This is a genomic window from Furfurilactobacillus rossiae DSM 15814 (assembly GCF_000428925.1).
In the GTDB taxonomy this organism is placed as follows: Bacteria; Bacillota; Bacilli; order Lactobacillales; family Lactobacillaceae; genus Furfurilactobacillus; species Furfurilactobacillus rossiae.
This window is the reverse complement of the sequence record NZ_AUAW01000013.1, coordinates 24,731-39,127: the sequence shown is the minus strand read 5'-3', so window position 1 is coordinate 39,127 and position 14,397 is coordinate 24,731. Positions and strand designations below refer to the sequence as shown.

General features: G+C 43.5%; 10 protein-coding genes. 1 reads left to right on the top strand and 9 read right to left on the bottom strand.

Going from position 1 to position 14,397, the window contains the following annotated elements:
• Positions 1-14: 14 nt before the first annotated feature.
• A complete protein-coding gene (locus G400_RS0109090; protein WP_017262384.1) occupies positions 15-332 on the bottom strand; it encodes a hypothetical protein in 318 nt (105 codons plus the stop codon).
• 296 nt (positions 333-628) lie between these two features.
• On the opposite strand from G400_RS0109090, the gene G400_RS14905 reads away from it, so the two are divergent.
• Positions 629-1,549 carry an IS30 family transposase gene (locus tag G400_RS14905; RefSeq protein ID WP_026017187.1) on the top strand — a complete coding sequence of 307 codons (921 nt, stop codon included), beginning with the start codon at positions 629-631 and terminating at the stop codon, positions 1,547-1,549.
• Positions 1,550-1,554: 5 nt separating this feature from the next.
• On the opposite strand, the gene G400_RS0109080 is transcribed toward G400_RS14905, so the two are convergent.
• From G400_RS0109080 to G400_RS0109045, 8 genes are all read right to left on the bottom strand, one after another.
• Complete coding sequence (locus G400_RS0109080; protein ID WP_017262383.1) at positions 1,555-3,330, bottom strand: AAA family ATPase; 1,776 nt, start codon at positions 3,328-3,330, stop codon at positions 1,555-1,557.
• Entirely contained in the window at positions 3,330-4,118 is a 789-nt protein-coding gene (locus G400_RS0109075; protein ID WP_017262382.1) for a hypothetical protein, read from the bottom strand. The genes G400_RS0109080 and G400_RS0109075 overlap by 1 nt, the downstream gene beginning before the upstream one ends.
• Positions 4,115-6,235, bottom strand: coding sequence for a type IA DNA topoisomerase (locus G400_RS0109070; protein ID WP_225351487.1), 2,121 nt, complete (start codon positions 6,233-6,235; stop codon positions 4,115-4,117). Before G400_RS0109070 ends, G400_RS0109075 begins: the two co-directional genes overlap by 4 nt.
• Positions 6,236-6,398: 163 nt before the next feature.
• Complete coding sequence (locus tag G400_RS0109065) at positions 6,399-11,000, bottom strand: LPXTG cell wall anchor domain-containing protein (protein WP_017262380.1); 4,602 nt, start codon at positions 10,998-11,000, stop codon at positions 6,399-6,401.
• 97 nt (positions 11,001-11,097) lie between these two features.
• Positions 11,098-12,189, bottom strand: coding sequence for a toprim domain-containing protein (locus G400_RS0109060; RefSeq protein WP_017262379.1), 1,092 nt, complete (start codon positions 12,187-12,189; stop codon positions 11,098-11,100).
• 110 nt (positions 12,190-12,299) lie between these two features.
• A complete protein-coding gene (locus G400_RS0109055) occupies positions 12,300-12,599 on the bottom strand; it encodes a hypothetical protein (protein ID WP_017262378.1) in 300 nt (99 codons plus the stop codon).
• Between the two features lie 11 nt (positions 12,600-12,610).
• Entirely contained in the window at positions 12,611-14,068 is a 1,458-nt protein-coding gene (locus tag G400_RS0109050; protein ID WP_017262377.1) for a hypothetical protein, read from the bottom strand.
• Between the two features lie 130 nt (positions 14,069-14,198).
• Complete coding sequence (locus G400_RS0109045; RefSeq protein WP_017262376.1) at positions 14,199-14,396, bottom strand: hypothetical protein; 198 nt, start codon at positions 14,394-14,396, stop codon at positions 14,199-14,201.
• Position 14,397 lies beyond the last annotated feature (1 nt).

Sequence of the window (14,397 nt, the reverse complement as noted above, 5' to 3'; positions counted from 1 at the left end):
AGTTCTCTCGAAAATTATGAGCCTGGGAAGTTAGAGGTCGCATAGCCTTCCAACCAGTCAAGGAAGAACCAGGCGGCAAGACAGGCAACAATACCAATAGCAGCATGAATCCATCGCTTTTTGGCACTGCGGGCGCCTTCTTCACCACCCATACCGAATAATCCAGCACCCCACATGATTGAGGCGCCCATACCGGCTAAGGCAGCCCATTTCAGGTCATTAGCTACTTGGTGAATAGTGTTAGCCGTATTTCCGCCCACATCACCGAAGAAAATACCATGGCCATGTGTAATCAACAGTTCGCTCGCCGAATCTACCAGTGAATGAAACATGGTTTCACTCCTCCTTTATTAAAAGTGTTACCAATAAGTAAACGAGTCAAAACAAAAAGACCGTTGCTTATCTAGCACGGCCATTAAATAATTATTTTTTTGTTTCTCGAACTTTCGCCAAAAGTCGGTAAGGTTTGGCAATTTAAATTTAGAAAACTCTAAATTCTATGCAACATTGTGGTCGTTCCTAGATTGCATAATTAAAGTTACCACCCAGAAAATGTGAAAAAAGACCTGTCTCTTCTTGCTAAAATGGTGTTTGCATAACATACCATCTAGAGGGAAGGACAGGTCCCATGGCCATTATAACCTTAATTGAACGATCTCAGATAGAACTGTCGCAACACCACACGATTCAATACATTGCCGCGACCTTAGGCCGCTCTCGTATTTCTATTAGGCATGAGCTTCACCGTTGCCCTGAAGGTGATTACTGCGCCATTATAGCTCAGGATCAAGCCAATGCTTGTCGGCATCGTTGTGGTCGACACTCGATTTTGACGCCTAGGCTGAAGCGGATGGTAACTGAGAAGCTAAACCTAGGTTGGTCCCCTGAAATGGTCGGTTATGCCGTTCACTGTGCGCCACATACGATTTACCACTGGATTTATCAAAGACAAGTCGATTTTCAGCCAAGCCAACTCTTTGATCACGGTAAACGTCATAAAAGAAAACAAGATCTTCGGTCGCGCTATAATCAAGCAGTAGGCACCTCAATTGAGATGCGCAGTGAGTCAGCTAATCGGCGAACCGAAAAAGGACATTTAGAGATGGATACAGTTCGCGGTGGTCGCGGGTCAAAGGCTGCTGTTTTGACCATTGTCGATCGGGTCACACGTTTAATGGCGACAACTAAGCTTGAAAACTTATCACAAAATGCTGTTCTCAAAGGATTTGCAAGACTGATGGTAGACTTTCCGGGGCCGGTTCGATCAGTGACGGTTGATCACGGTAAAGAGTTTTCCTGCGATCAGGCGCTTACAAAGCGCTATCGGATACCGATTTACTTTTGCCATGCCTATCACCCGAATGAACGGGGCACGAACGAACGGTTCAATCGAGAACTTCGCTACTATTTCCCGAAGGGAACACAGTTTGATCAGGTTTCAGAGGCCAATATTCAACGAGCCACAGCGTTTATCAATAACAAACCTAGAAAATGTCTCCGTTGGCAAACCCCAGTTCAAGCAGTGAGCAAGCCTCTTTCTAGGTGGTAACTTTATTATTGCAATCTAGGGTTAATTAATTCAAAGTGCACCACTCGATCACCGCGAATATTGCCATATTCTCCATGTCCACTTACATGAATACGAATCACGTTAAAACCTTTGCCTTTATTCGACAAAATCGAATAGCTAACGGGTGTAGCAACTTCCTGATCGATCTGACGCGCCAATGGACGGGCTCCCTGCTTAATGTCAGTGCCAATGTCAGCTAAGAAATTTAGTAAGTCATCTTTATACCGCAACTGAAAGCCCGTGTGTTTCATCCAGACATTCAGCTCTTGTAAATCCTTATCCGCAATTTTGCGAATGATCGCCTTATCCAACATATTAAACACGACCACCTTACCGATTCGATTAACAAATTCAGGACGGAAATTTGTTGTCAAGGTATCTTGAATAATTGTTTTAAAATTCTTTTTTTGACGTTGAATCGTGAATTTATCCGCCTTTTCGTCCGACATGAAGTCGGCCTGATCATTGACGGCCTCATAGCCAATGTTACTAGTCATAATAATGATGCAATTTCTAAAATCAACGTCCTGACCATATTCATCAGAGAGTTCTCCGTCACCAAGCACTTGTAGCAACCGGTCTTGTACCAGTGGGTTAGACTTCTCGAACTCGTCCAACGTGACCACAGAATACGGCTGATGCTTGATTTTTTCAGTTAATTGAAATTGAAATCGATCCACCGACTTGGCCAGTGAAAACTCTGACATATCCATCCGAATCATCGCCTGCTCGTTATCGAACAAAGCGGTTGTCAATGCCTTAGCTAGCTCAGTCTTGCCAGTTCCAGTCATACCCATGAAGAAAAAAGAACCTAACGGCAGCCGAGGATCTTGAATACCAACTTTGGCACGTACAACGGTATCGGTAACGCTCTTAATGGCTTCATCTTGGCCGATAACACGTTGCCTTAAATTGCTCGGCAATTGACGCAGTCTTTCCGAATCTTGCATCAAAATACTCGTGATTGGAATGTGAGTCATCATCTCCAAGACTTTGGCAACGTCAGTCGCAGTCACTGCTTGTCTTTGTTGCGAACTGACGACTGCGCCGGACATATCCAATAGATCAATGGCCTTATCTGGCAAAAATTGAGTTGGAATGTAGCGCATGGATAATTGCACACACAACTTAACAATCGCGTCAGAATACGTCACATGGTGAAATCGTTCATAGCCACCCTTGATACCTGTCAAAATGGCTTCAGTTTCTTGTGCTGATGGTTCAGGGACATCGATCACTTGAAAACGACGTTTCAAAGCGCCATCTTCTTCAATATCTCGATGATATTCGCGTAAGGTCGTGCATCCGATTAATTGAATCTCTCCACGGGCCATAACCGGTTTCAGTACATCACCATAATCGCCAGTCGACATAATCATATGAGCTTCATCAACAAATAATATTATTTTCCCTTGGCTAGCTGCTAATTCCTTGATCAACTGTTCAAAGTTTGCCATAGCATCGCCGGTTCCCACAGTCGGGTTGCGAAGTTCGGCCATTTGCAGCACCCGAATGATTTTATCATTCAATTTTGGACCCGCTTTTTTTAAGGCAATCAAACGCGCTAGTCCGTCTACTATGGCCGTTTTACCAACACCTGGTTCGCCAATCAATAAGGGATTGTTTTTCGTCTTTCGTGACAAATTATCAACCAATTGCTCAATTTCCTGGTGTCGGCCAATAGTTAAATAATTATCCGGATTTGCGGTAGCTGCAGCCGTCAGATTCGTAGTAAAAATATTTAAAAAAGACTCAGGCATTACCAACCACCACCCGGAAAATCGTCAGCATCTTCAGAGCCCTCACTGCTATCAGCCGAAGAAGCTGCACCTTGCGTAAAGGATTCACGGGCGTCATCTGCTGTACCAGCATCTTGGGTATCAGGATCCGGTGCAGTGCTCTGAGCATGTGTTAAATGACTATAATCGGCCTGCCCGTGATAGGTTAAAGGCTGAACACTTTTCGATTCACTACTCTCAGCGGCCACACTTCTAGCCAAGTAGTCATTCAAGGCTTTGACGCCTGACGAATGTGCCACCGCAGACTGACTTTCTGGTTCAACTCCATAGCTATCAGTCAGTTTGGCAACTGCATCAGCGGAGTCCACACTTGATTGATCATGTTGATTTGGCCCTGGTTCCCCAATAATGTGTCGATGCGCACTCTCTGGTGGCAACCCATCTGTTACATCTGATGTTGCCTCTGTCGTGTTTAAATTTTTAGGTTCAAAGTGAGATTGCTCGCGTCTGCCATTACTAAGCGAATCGGTTGTCTCTTTGGTTTTGCTTAGAGACCGTTGCGCTGCTTCTAAACACAATATGCTGGCTCCTGTTGTCTCTTCAAGCAACGTTTTAAAAACCAAAGAGTAAGTGTCACCAGGAACTAAGTCCTCCAAAGAGCCAAATTGTTCATGCAATTGGGTTTTCGACACACTAACCTTCAGCAATTCATTGGACGCGTCAGCGAACGTTAACTGGAGTACCACGGATCCCAACTTGGTACGCACTGGAACACCTTGTCGATAACTTAATTGTTTAAGCTGCATCATTTACGACCTTCTTTCACAAAATCCATGTCTAATTTGTATTTGCTATTTAATTTCAACCGGGCTTGATAACTGCCTTTTCGCCCGTTTAAACGTAAAACATCGGTTATTTTATTAACGCAGAGTTGTCGAATCGTATCTGCCTCCAGCACACTCGCCCCAAACTTGTGCGGCAATGTAAAATTACACTTTTCATTATCACAACCGTAAAAACTGTATTTCCCACTATTTTTCTCACCACTCACCAAACTAATCTGTCCGTTTTTACATTTCGGACAGTCCGCAATGGCATCACTACGGACAGGTGCTGTATATTTTGGGGTAGCGCTAAGCTCTGGGATTGCTGTCGAATAGTGGCTGAGTCCACCACTGATTAATTTAACAACGTTGTCCAAGAAAACTTGTGGTTTACCAGAACCATCGCCAATTTTGGCCAAATAATCTTCCCATGCGGACGTTAACTTAGCACTGACAAAAACTGATCCTCGTAGAAACTCCGTTAAAGTGATCCCTCGTTCTGTCGGAATTAATTGTCCTTTCGTGTTCTTATTAACATAGCGACGAACCTCCACAATTGTGTGCAAAATCTCTGACTTTGTCGCCGGCGTGCCCAAGTTATATTTAGTAAAAATCGACTTAATCACCTGCGCTTCGGTAAATCGCTTTGGCGGCTTTGTGGTGCCTTCGATTAACTTTGGTTCAAGTGTTAGTTGTTGACCCTCTTGAACGTCAGGTGTCTGCTCGTTACGGACAGTTTCTTTTAAGATTGATTTGAATCCAGCATCGGTGGTTTTGACCGCCTTTAAACTGTATCGTTGTCCGTCACACTCAACTTCAATACTGGTCACTCGCGTTTTCATGTCTGGCGCAAACATCATCAGTGCTCGACGTGCAATCATGCGATATATTTTTCGACGATCCTCCGCCGGAATCACTTTCGAATGTGCTCCTGGCGTTTTTGCGTCTTGAATGTTGACTAAATCTAAGCCTGGATCGACCAAAGTCGGTGTTAAGGCAGAGTGTCCCGCCTTCTGAACTGCCTTTTCATTAATAAACGCTGCCCTTGGTTGTAAATTAACCAAATCGAAAGGCAAATCAATTGCACTCTGAATTGTCGGCGCAAATGACGCCAGGCCCTTGAATTCGTTAGTTGTGATGTAATTTGCATCTGTACGTGGGTATGTCAACCATTCTGTCAAATGTGTCGTTTCCAAAACATCAGCTGTGTACGTGCTAGACCATCCAAATTGACTGGCCGCTTCGCCCTGTACATCAGTGAGTGAGTATAGTTTTGGAGCCGTTGTCGACTTATCTTCGGTCGATACCGATTGAACCACTGCGGTTTGTTGACGAGCAGCAGCCAAGGCTGTTTGGGCAGCCGCTTTCGTTGAGATTTTTTTATCAGTCGTGTAATCAACATTATTTCGAGAATCATGAAGCACTAGCTTCCAATATTTTTGAGTCTTAAAATCCCTGATTGCGTTATCATTGTCCACAATCAGTTGCAAAACGGGTGTCTGAACTCGCCCGACCGAAAACACACCCTCAAAACCGCGTTTTTGTAGTTTAAGAGTAACTAGTCGCGTCATGTTCAACCCAACTAACCAATCCGCCTCCTGCCGTGTGCGTGCTTCAGTAAAGTAATTGTATGTGTCACGCGCATCTCGTAAATTCGCAAAGCCTTTAGCCACGCCTTTTTGCGTTAAATCATTGAGCCACAGTCTTTTGATTGGCTTCTTCATTGCGCCTGGAATACGTTCCAAAATTGAATACGCAATATTTTCTCCCTCACGATCAGGATCAGTCGCAATGACAATTTGATCAGCACACTTTACTTCTCGCTGGATGATATCAAATCGCTTTTTTTCCATTTTGCCCGTTAAAGCAAATTTGAATTCTTTAGGAACCATCGGCAACGTGTCTAAACGCCAACTACCAGCCCATTTATCGTCATACTTTTCGGGCTCCACCAGACCGACCAAATGTCCTGAGGCCTCAACAATTGTTGTTGTACCCAAATCACCATGCTCTAATTGTGTAGCTCCATTAAACTTTTTTGCCGAGCCGCCTAATCCAGCAACATACTTGGCTACCTGTTCGTGCTTTTCGGCAATCACCACTGTTTTCAAATTGATCACATCCATTCATGCCTATTTGTAATAGGAAACACCGTAACCATAAATGTTTGAAAGATACATTCAACTTTCGCCATCTCACGAAAAAAAGATCATTGAACAATCGCTCAACGGCAATAGTTCAATGATCTTTATTTAAATGCGAATTCTAGGCAGAGTGTTTCTTTCTATGCAGTGAAAATGCGCCCACCATGCCAGCAAGTGCCAGTAACCCACCGACGGCGAAGTAAGTGTCATCAGATTCACCAGTGTGTGGTAATTCGGCTATCTTCGCAGGAGCGGGCTTTTGTTGTTCAGCCTTAGCTACTTTAGGAGCAGATAATTGAATCTTTGGTACTTCAGCAATTGACTGAGTCATTGGCTGCGGTTTAACAGGTGTTTTTACTTCAACAAGCTTTTGTGTTGGGGCAACAGCAGTTGCTACCTTGACTTCAGGTTTCGGCTCAGACTTGGCCATAACTGGTGTTGGAACCTTCTCTATAACTTTTTCCTTCTCGACAACTGGAGGCCCTGGGACAATCTGTTTAACAATTTTGGTGTAATAATGATTAATTACTGTTGGCTTTGCAGGTTTTGGTGTCTTTGGCACCTCCGTAAATGATGTCACAATGTTGGAGTTAACAACCTGATTGTTGTAGGTTTCGACCCAAACGTTTGTCGCTTTGCCAGCAGCAATTCTCTTCATCTGGACATACGCAGACCATGCCTGTTGTGATCCCTTATTTGCAGGTGAATCTAGCACCTTGTCAAATTCTGGAGTTGCTTCAAAATGAATTCGATGCTTTTCAGGATTAAACGTCATAGTAAAATAACGTGAAATATCAGTACCTTTTTCCAAGGTTAGTGTCGGTGAGACAACAATATCTCGGTCAGCTAATACTTCCCATTGACCTGTGAACTCATCGTGAACGGCATCAAAATCATCAGTTCCTCCCCATTCAATCGTCTGACCACCATAATTTTCTGGTCGCACGCTTGATTCAAGCTTGTAGTCAAAAATGTCACCAAGTTTAATTTCCTTACCATCCAAACTCTTCTGATCACCAACATTAACAACAATGTCTTTTTTGGGATCCATCTTTGGCAATGGATTAATCATTGTGGTCGTTTTACTAGTCTGACCAAACGAATTTTGATAGATTGTGTTTTTTATCGTGCCGGACTCACCAGTGATCGGTGTTGCGGTGTAAGTGAATGACAGCTTAGTGCCCGCGTATTTCTGAACAAACGATTTAATGTCACCTTTGGGTTTGACTGTAAACGATTTATGATCAACCCCCCAGGTTATTTCAAGTTGATCCGTAATGTCATGGCTATTTGCATCAGCAAATTTCAATGAATCAGGATCCATCTTTGCTGGTCCTTCAAGAAGATCATACTCGCCAAATCCTGCATCGAAATTAGAGGTATTAAATGCCCAATTAGTGAATCCCGTTAAGTCCCAGGTGCCGTTATAATCTAAATGATCTCCACGAGCAACAGCTTTATTATCAATATCATTGCCGCTATCATCGTCAACTGTCTTGGTTGGTGCCGGATCATTAGGTGTGACGTGAGTGACCGTGTTCGAAGTGTCAGGCGTATTGTTATAGTCTTCTTGCCACTTGTTAGTAGCAGTTCCAACGGCGATAGCCTTAACACCAATAAATCCTTTCCATCCTTGCGCCGTAGTTTTGTTTATCGGTGAATTCAAAATCTTCAGCAAGTCTGAATTCATCTCGATACCCAAATGACCTGTCGCTGAATCATAGGCAGTCGTAAAGTAATTTGTGATGTCCTGGCCGGCCTTAATGACACTGCCGTTATCTAACGTAATGTCTTGAGTCGTGACAATCTTAGTCTGACCATTGTATTGATCGTGCTTAATATCAAGATAGTCACTACCAGTCCAAGACTCAGTGATCCCTGCATAATTGGCTGGCCGAGTTGAGCTATCAACTTCATAATCGAAATTGGTATTAAGTGCAAAGCTCTTGCCATCAATGTTGGTAGGATCAGTTGTATTCGCAACAACCTCTTTAGTTGGCTTCGTAATGTTCACGTGCGTGCCAATTGTGTTTGTCGGTGTGTCATTGCCGAACGTGTTCTGATGTGCAGTGTTGTCTGACTCTCCTTCAACATCAGCTTTAACTGTAGTTTTAAAATCGACTTTAGGTTCAGTTCCCTTGTGCTCGGTGATAAATTGAACGGGATCTTTTGCCGAGACAGTAAACTTGCCATCAGCATCATCCCAATCGATGGAGACCTCACTCGAAATGTCTTTACCATTGGCATCCTTGATTACTAGGGTGCCTTTTTGAATGCTCTCATACCGTGCTGGATAGAAGTCCCAAATCGACACACCTTTATTAATCTGGTCTTGTGTCAAAGCAGTGCCATCAACGTCGCGTAAGTCCCACAAAATCTCGTAATCTTTTGTGTCTCCACGAACAGAGTTCTTACCATTGATGTCATTGCCATTTTGATCGGTTACCGTTTTTGTTGGAGTAATCAAGACAACCGGATTGTGCGTCGTGTTAGTATCTTGATGGGTTTTACCAACGTTTGTAGACGCCGTATTAACAAGCGTCCCACTGGCGTCCATTTTGACAGAAACTGGCATTACTAGCTCATAGCCCTTAGCAGTTGGCGCATAGAAGCCTGAAGTGCCATCAGCCAAAATATTACTCATCAGCGAGGCAGATACAACACCTTGAGCACTCGTTATAATCTTGTACCAGCCAGTATCAACGTCCGATTGTGAACCATCATTATTGATGGCCACTAATTTATAATCACTAGTCAGGCCATTGACTTGGTTAGGCAACGTATCATCAATTTCAAAGTTAGTATACGGATACAATAAATCGGTACCAAAGTGGTTAATGTCCTGTTCAACCTTGTAATTAATAACGCTACCGGGCAATACTTTCTGGCCGTCAATTGAACGTCCTGAGGTGTCTGTGACCGTCTTTACCGGCGCCGGCGAAGCCGTATTACCTAATGGAGCTGAGCCAAACGTAATCCAGTAGCTTTGGTTATTAAAAAGGGGAGTCGCATTGTTATAGTTCATGCCAACTCTAAACGTGTTCGTACCACCATTTAACTGGTACATAACAGCACCCAGCGCATAATCCTTGTTTCCTAACCAATCCCAATCTGGAATTCCACCACCATATTCGGGATTAGTGACAGCGTCTGCGAACATACGCTGTGGATCATTGTTATGGAGCGCATATGCTTTCCCCGTGTTGTCAACAATTACCGAGGAATGATCCGCAACGTACGCTTTCTGACCATTCATTGCCTGAACATATTCGACATGATCTTGATCAGTACCCGTAACGTGCGATGAATGATCAATTGTCCAACTGCCATCAACCGTTGGCTCATTATTTAAAGACCAAAAACTAAGAAACGCTGCAACCCCATCCTTAGGAGTCAAGTCAATCACATTTCCATTTTGATCATAAAAAACAGGCGTGAAATCATAATCCCAACCAACAGTCCACATACCACCAAAAAGATTGTTGCTAAATATGATATCTCGATTCAAAGATTTATCTGTCAAATAAGGACTGAATTTATCAAATGTGACAACAATTTTCGAAATCTTTTGCCCATTAAAAGAAGCACCAGCTGGTTCATAAGTCCCAACCACTTTTAAGTTACTGGTATCTGCTCCAATTGGCCCATTTAGGTCAAGTTCCTTGATGCCATTGCTCGAGGCCAAATAATTAATATTTGTAGGTACATTGCTAGCATCATAAATATTTTGAGTCATATCACTAGGTAAGCCGGTAACTGCCCAACTTGTGATTGAGTTCTTATCATTTGTGATTAACAGGCCTTGCTTGTTTTGCGTTGTTTCATCTGGAGACAATCGACCAGCAGTATTCGTAACATTGCTAGCCGCTGCTATTCGTGTTAATTCTTGTGGTGTCTTACTTGCTGCATAGACCGCTGACGCATGATTCTTAGCTGCCTGAGCTACTGCATCTGTCACGTCCCCTAGATCAACTGTGTTCACACTCTGGGATGCGTCACTTTGGCTGGCAATGGAAGCTATATGGGATTCGGCAGATGCCGTACTAGTTGAACTAGCTGCCTGAAATTGTGATGCATTCGACGTTTTACCTGTCGCAGAAGTCGCTAAGTTCTGAGCTGCCGAGGAAGTGCTACTTGCACTTGTTGCACTAACAGCTTGTGAACCATTAGCTGACGACGTTGTTGTACTAGTTGCTGAAGCAACACTCGTTGCACTAGTTTCCGAATTTGCCGTCTGACTGACCTTATTGGCTAACGAATCCGGAGCAGTAGATGTTGCTTGACTCACTGCTGAAGGAACAGCTGTAGATGTTGCAGATGGCGTTGATTGGCTAGCCATACTGGCTGGAGCCAGTGACGTTGCCGGTAAAGATGAAACCGAGTCGGTCGTGGTCTCTGCCTTAGTTGAACCTAAAGAAACTGGCGTGCTTACATTGTTTTTAGTTGTGTTAGATGTAACTGACTGAGACTGATTGGACGGGGCTGCTGTGGGGTTCGAGGAAGGCGCACTCTGACTACTAGTCTTCCCCTCTTGTTGAGCTGCAACAGCGGGCGTTGTTGAACTTAATGGAGTTGCATCAGCATGAGCTGTTGAATCGGCCCCCATCATGCCCATAGTCGACAATACAAAGATCCCTGCAAACACCCATTGCTTACCGACCTTATACGCCTTAACGTGCTCTTTGACGAGCGCATCTTGCTGTAGAGCCTTGATATTGATCATATTTCCATCTCCTGAATGATTTCTGCGTTACACCACGCATCATGAACTTTTACACAATGGAAACAACATTCGCCATCTCACGCAAAAAGCCATGCTCTTAACGGGCACGACTCTTCGAATACATATTGTTATATCCTTGACTAATTTTGTGATCGAGTTTGGGATCTCTTTGAACTACAGGAACTTTAGCCAAGTCTGTTAAGAACTCTTTTTCCGAGAGCTGCGTATGCCCAGGTCCAAAACCACTTGTAAGTTGTTCGTTCCAATCTTTGCCCTTCAGCGGGACTTCAATCACGGGTTGTCCATACAAACTGTTGTATTGATCTAAATACTCCAGCTCGCCCATCTTTCCGGCATTATCGTTATCCAAGCACAAATGTACTTGTTTAAAAAGTTCCTGGTGATATTCTTGTGCATACCGTGACACTGTGCCGATTTTGCTCCCGGCTCCATCGAGACTAAGAAAAGAATTATTAGTTTGACTAAGTTCAGCAGCATGTAATTGAAAATAGGACAAAGCATCAATTGGTGATTCAAACACGTATAAATTATCTCCACCAGTGCCTGTCTCAAAATTAAATCCTGTATTAATACGGCTATCCATAGCATCTTTTTTTAAAGTGCCACGTCTGCCAAATTCTTTATGATCAATCCACGTTCCCTGCTGGTTTCCGCCCACTTCTTTACCGTCTTTATCAAACCATGCGAAAAAGGCCGCGTGGTTCTTCAGTTCACGAATATAACCGGCATCAATCATACTGGTGACCAAAATCGGCGAAAGCTTTCGCGTGTCTTGTAAGTATTTACGTACTTCAGAAGTGTCAGCTTGCCCAGGATAAATGTTTTGTCGATATGCAGTTCCATCTAAACGATTACCGCCATGTGAGCGACGCCCAACAACCGGCACAGCCTTAACATGTGATGAAGGATTTTGCGCAAATTCTTGCAATTTTTTCCAAGTTTCCGCCACGCTCAATCCTTCGTATTCCCGAATAAAATTGTATAAATTGCCGTCCTTACCCTGAGAGTTCCAGTTAAACATGTTATGCTTCAAATCCACAACTAAGGAATTATGATCACGCAGCTTTACAAAGTTTCCCCCAGCGTCATAGGGAATGCCAGAATAATCAAGATAACTTTTAATCGACAAATTAGCTAACTCTTTTGTGGAATAGTTCTGTCTGCGCATAAAAATTCACCTCTTGTTTTTAAAAACTCAAATAATACACACGACTGCTGAATCACAATTAACTTAAAAGATGAATGACTTTTGGCCATTCACCTTTTCATTTTTATAAATCAGCGTGCTATGGTTCTCCGTTGAACTCGACTTTGAACAACTTCTCGTCGGTGTTGAACTTCAAGATGTTTCACCAGGTCTGAAGCTGAGATGCCTGAATTCTGTACTGTCTTAACAGCCGTCACTCGCTCATTTAACGGTAATTGTTGGCTTAAATGATTAAACCGCTCGGTGCCTTCAATACCTGCGCGAATATATTCACGCTGATTGGGGTTTAACCCGTCAATCTTACTGAAGTCTACAGTGTGATGCATGTCATGCGGATCCATACCGTTCGATCGCGCTATTTTGTCATTCATCGTTGTCCCTCCTAACGTTTCGGTTGTGTTTTTGCTCGGTCAGCTAGCCGTGTTTGCTCTTGTCTAGCAAACTGAGGATTTTGCTTCATGTATTCTGCGCGTGATGGCGCGTGTTCAAGGTCTTTATCGACCGTTTTAACAACCTTACGCGCAAAATTGGCAGAGCCAATGTACACCCGTTTTCGTTCTTTTGGTGAAAGATCACCAATGGCCTTAGCCTGCGCTGCATTAAATTTAAATCCAGAATCGTTCTCCGTGATACCAGCGTAATCACGCACCATATAACGCGTCATCGCCGACTGGGCTGAACGTAAAGGATCTTCTTGCCTAATTGGATTAGGTACATGGTTCGTCACAAACGCATTTGTGACCGCGCCAAGCTTTGATGGCCAAGCCTTATCGCCAACATTATGTTGGCCCTGTGCAATACCTTCAGCAAAATAAAGAAGTTTTCCTTCAAATTGTTCGGCGGAATACATTCGTGTCGCTTCAAACTCAACCGGCTTGCCATTAACAGAATGATCAACAGGCTTAAAAACGGCCACAGACTTCAATTTATGATCACTAGGAAGCTTCAGTCCACCAGCTTCATAGACTTTCCGAGTCGCAAAATGCTTTCCCTCTGGATCAAACTTCATCAGTAAAGAACGATTCTCACGGCCATAGTTCAAAAGTGGACCAGTGTGACTGATTGTTTCTTCTAGAGCCTCAACTGTCGCCGTCTGATCGTTGAGGGCCTTGCCAGCACGCGCACCCATCCAATCTAATGCAGAGCAATCATTTTTTTCGCTTTGACCACGCGCCTTGTCAGTCTTTTGCACTGATTTTTCAGCAGCTGGAGTATCTATTGATTTTCCTTTACTTTCCCCTGAAGGTCCTGACTCGACATTTTCATTTACTTTCTCATTTTCCTGCCGTACTGTGCGTTCTACCGTAGTTTGCTTATCTGTCTGTGCTAATCTGGTTGCCAAACCAGCAAAATCACCAGGTTGATTAGACTCCTTTACTGAAGCAGCAGGGTTCACATCATGGACCCTTTCCTTACTTTGCCCAGTCTCTTTTGCAAACTCATGATCGAAACTGTACCCATATGCTGGCCATGCTGCAGAGACTGTGTAACCAGCTTCATCAAGCACTTTTTGTTGTGTTGAGTTCAAATGCTGGCCATCAGTAGTCAGAGCCATCTTTGTTTCCGGAGTCAGCAAAACCATACCGGTTTTGTCCAACGTCTTTGCCCAAAATTCATCGTCATAGCGACTTAAATCAATGCCTGGCAAGCCCTCAATCATGCGATGATCGTATGATCGCTCCATAGGTTCTTCAGGGTCCGAGCCCGAAATCATTGAACCGTCAGTCAGCAAATAGATTGCTTGACTAGGATCATCGGTCATGACATTGCCTTGATCCTCCACAAATTTCTTAATGGTGCTGTTTGATATTAGTCCATCTTGTTCTTTTTTTCCGACCATATTATTAAGCCCTTTCTATTTGTGTCAACAGCTGTAAACACTGTCAGAATAGGGTTCAATATTTAGTTCCGAACTTTCGCCAAGACAAAACAAAAAGGACAGCCATTGGCCGTCCTTCAACACGTATCAATTAACTTTTCTGGTTTGTTAGAATCTCTGTATGTGCTTCGTTAACTGCCACGACCATGTGGTCATACAAAAAATTCAATAATAGATCGTCAACCTTGACGACAATATCAATTTCATCAGCAAATAGCGTGACTACTACTCGATTAACACCGTTCTTTCCAGGAATAATATTTGTGATTATGCCAAGTTCACCATTCATC

Bases quoted from the DNA above. Each gene is read 5' to 3' on its own strand.
- G400_RS0109090 (WP_017262384.1), bottom strand. From the start codon at position 332: ATGTTTCATTCACTGGTAGATTCGGCGAGCGAACTGTTGATTACACAT.
- G400_RS14905 (WP_026017187.1), top strand. From the start codon at position 629: ATGGCCATTATAACCTTAATTGAACGATCTCAGATAGAACTGTCGCAA.
- G400_RS0109080 (WP_017262383.1), bottom strand. From the start codon at position 3,330: ATGCCTGAGTCTTTTTTAAATATTTTTACTACGAATCTGACGGCTGCA.
- G400_RS0109075 (WP_017262382.1), bottom strand. From the start codon at position 4,118: ATGATGCAGCTTAAACAATTAAGTTATCGACAAGGTGTTCCAGTGCGT.
- G400_RS0109065 (WP_017262380.1), bottom strand. From the start codon at position 11,000: ATGATCAATATCAAGGCTCTACAGCAAGATGCGCTCGTCAAAGAGCAC.
- G400_RS0109060 (WP_017262379.1), bottom strand. From the start codon at position 12,189: ATGCGCAGACAGAACTATTCCACAAAAGAGTTAGCTAATTTGTCGATT.
- G400_RS0109055 (WP_017262378.1), bottom strand. From the start codon at position 12,599: ATGAATGACAAAATAGCGCGATCGAACGGTATGGATCCGCATGACATG.
- G400_RS0109050 (WP_017262377.1), bottom strand. From the start codon at position 14,068: ATGGTCGGAAAAAAAGAACAAGATGGACTAATATCAAACAGCACCATT.
- G400_RS0109045 (WP_017262376.1), bottom strand. From the start codon at position 14,396: ATGAATGGTGAACTTGGCATAATCACAAATATTATTCCTGGAAAGAAC.